Below are 2913 nucleotides of genomic sequence, written 5' to 3'. Positions count from 1 at the left end.
GGTTGTATCATTTTATTTTGCGCCCGTATGTGAAAGGTGTGTGGGGCGCCTTTCATCCGGTGAGTGGTCTGGAATGACCTTATTTTGGGCAACCATGTGCTTTTAGAAAATGTGCCCACCTTTTCTATTAATTTTGTTCAGGTGTGTTTCTCGTTAATTATGTGGTTGTTTATTCCCTTGTTTCGGGGGCTTAAAAATGCTTCTTTCCGGGGAAACTTGTGAGCAAAACACAAGCGTATACTTCCCGTATACGGTGAAAAATGGGTTTAAATTTGATTTGAAGAAATTTCAGTTATCTAATAGGGATGCATTAAAATCTCAACAAATTATGCAATGAAGCTTCATAATGCAAAAATTTATATGCAGCCTTCAACAAAAAGTAACAAAGATGCTAAAAATTGATGAGGGCGGCAAACACTGTGATGGAGGAAAAACTGAAGCTGGAAAATCCGGATGAGGGAGATGTGGGGCAGCAACCCCATGACCTGCCCCTCATGCAGAAAATATATCGGAAAAGAATCAAAATCGACCCCAAAATGATCAAACGATTCAACATAAAGCTCGGGGAACAGGAGTACCAAACATACGCCACATCCCGACACAAATACGACTGGACAAAAAGCGAAGGCAGAAACTCCGGGTGGGCCGACGTGGAAGAACTCGCCGAAAGCATAAAAAAAGACGGCATAATCCACACACCACTAGTCTGCTCCTTCAAAAAATTCGGAGACGGCGAAAACGGAGAAATATTCGCAGTGCAGGGATGGAGAAGAATCAGAGCCGCAGTACTAAACAAGCAAGAATACATCGACGTAGACTACACCGAAGATCTGACACCCGAAGAAGCCGAAACCCTAAGCTTCAAAGAAAACTACAACCGAAAAAACCTAACCGACACCGAAATATCCCAGTTCCTATGGAAAATCAAGCAACGCCACCCAGACTGGACCTATCAAAAAATCGGCGAAACCTACGGAATAGGCGGAAAAAACCCAGAAAGCAAAAGAAAAGCAGTAGCCTCCTACATAGCACACCAAGACTTTCTAACACGCCACAAACAACACATCCAAGAATTGGACATCAACCCCAAAAAACTAACCAGAAACACAACCATACAAATCCAAGCCACCGCAACAGAAATAGCCGGCCCCCAAAAACAAGAACAACTCGAAACAGAAATCCTAAAAATCATCACCCAAAACAGCGTACCCATAACAAAACTATGCAAAACCCTAAGAACAGAACACAAACAAGGGAATAAGATAACCCCCCAACAAGCCCTAAACAAACTAAACACAAACACAAACACAAAAACAAAAATGAGCAACCGCATCCAACTAACCCTCCCAAACAGAATAGTCCAAGCACTAGAAAAATATCAGTCAAAAACAAACCCCAACAGGAAAACCACCACAGAAGCAACCATAATAAAAATAGTAGAAAACCACCTAAAACAACAAGGATACCTCTAGCAAAACCACCCCCAAAAAATCAGCCGCCTAAAAGCCTATGCTAACAGTTCTAAAAAAGCGGTGTTTAAACCGATATTTCGGATTCTGCGACACTATTTGTTAATTGTACTTTTCTTAATGTATGGCCAGGTTGTCGCGTTTTTCACTCGCTTAACATACTTATTCTCTCAAAAATCGGAAGCATGATGATAAGAAGCTTCGCAACCCCACCAAAGGATTCTCAAATCCCCGTGAAAAATGGGTTTAATCCTCTTGAAAGGTTGAAGAAGTAGAATTCAGATGTCCACGGGTTACGGTTTCACCGTGTTCTGTAGCACAAAATTTTTATATTTTGTATTACAAACTTATTCTTAGGTGAATTACATGACTGTTTTCAGCATTCGCATCCCGCCAGAAATTAAAAACGAAATGGATAAATTGAAGAGCAAGATTAACTGGAGCAGGGAAATAAGGGAATTCATCGAAAGTAAAATCGAGGAACATAAGAAAAGAAAAGTCTTGCAGGAAGCAATAGCTTATATTCAATCCCTCCCAGAGGCACCAAAAGGAACCGCACAAAAGCTGGTGAGGGAAGACCGTGATAGTCATTGACACCTCTGCTTTTTCAAAATTTTTAATGAGAGAAGAAAACTGGGAAAAAGTAGTTCCCCACCTGAATCCAAGCTTAGAACCCCACGCAGTAGACATGCTAATCGTAGAAGGGACGAATGCAATATGGAAATACGCTGAAAAATACAGGCTAATAACAGTAGAACAGGCTTTCGGACTCTATGAGCAGATGATGAAACTTGCAAATGAAGAGGTAATAATTGTAGAACCAAACAAGAAATACCTTAAAAAGGCTCTAAAAATTTCCATAGAGTGCAACATCCCCATCTACGACGGCTTATTTCTAGCACAAACAAAGACTCTGAGTGCTAAGTTGATCACTAGCGATAAAAGACAGGAAGAAGCGGCGAAAAAGATAGGTGTGGATGTAACATACATCGAGTGAGAAACTTTTTGTTACTGCAACTCTCACTATAAGTCGCTAAGAAAACTTATCAATAGGGGAAGCTGGTTCTCACTATTTTCTGGATGCTTGGAGCAAGTGTGAGACGCCCAATTTTTCTGTCCTTTTTTTCTTTGTAGCAGATTTTTGGTATTCCATGGATCATTTCAAAAGTATATCGACATCGGCAGAGTCTTAGGATTCAGTTTACCGACTCGTTTGCCGCTTAGGCTTTGCAGCAAACTTTCAAAATTGAGTCTTGCGTGGTCGTCCCTTGTTTTTTAGGCCCAAACATATCTTAGTTTGTAGTCGACCTTTCTCCCTTCTAGATAGTCCGTTATCTTCTTCAAGCCCTCCATTGGAATCATAATGACCCCTCTCCCCACCTTAAAGCCCAATGTCATTAAGTTAAGCCCAAATTCTTTTCTTGTACTTATGGTATCTCAGTTT

General features: G+C 40.8%; 3 protein-coding genes. All 3 read left to right on the top strand.

The window, feature by feature from the left end; genetic code table 11:
- Positions 1–419: 419 nt before the first annotated feature.
- The gene (locus ACUVXA_RS19080) at positions 420–1472 is read left to right on the top strand and encodes a ParB/RepB/Spo0J family partition protein (RefSeq protein ID WP_445872878.1); all 1053 of its coding nucleotides are present in this window, start codon (positions 420–422) and stop codon (positions 1470–1472) included.
- 363 nt (positions 1473–1835) lie between these two features.
- A complete protein-coding gene (vapB, locus tag ACUVXA_RS19075) occupies positions 1836–2063 on the top strand; it encodes a type II toxin-antitoxin system VapB family antitoxin (protein WP_445872877.1) in 228 nt (75 codons plus the stop codon).
- Positions 2050–2466 carry a type II toxin-antitoxin system VapC family toxin gene (locus tag ACUVXA_RS19070; RefSeq protein ID WP_445872876.1) on the top strand — a complete coding sequence of 139 codons (417 nt, stop codon included), beginning with the start codon at positions 2050–2052 and terminating at the stop codon, positions 2464–2466. Before vapB ends, ACUVXA_RS19070 begins: the two co-directional genes overlap by 14 nt.
- The last annotated feature ends 447 nt before the right edge of the window (positions 2467–2913 follow it).

This window comes from Candidatus Jordarchaeum sp. (genome assembly GCF_052745115.1).
The sequence above is the reverse complement of the archived record's forward strand: the minus strand, read 5'-3'. Positions and strand labels throughout refer to the sequence as shown.

Excerpts from the sequence above, each read along its gene's own strand:
- vapB (WP_445872877.1), top strand. The coding sequence starts at position 1,836 with ATGACTGTTTTCAGCATTCGCATCCCGCCAGAAATTAAAAACGAAATG.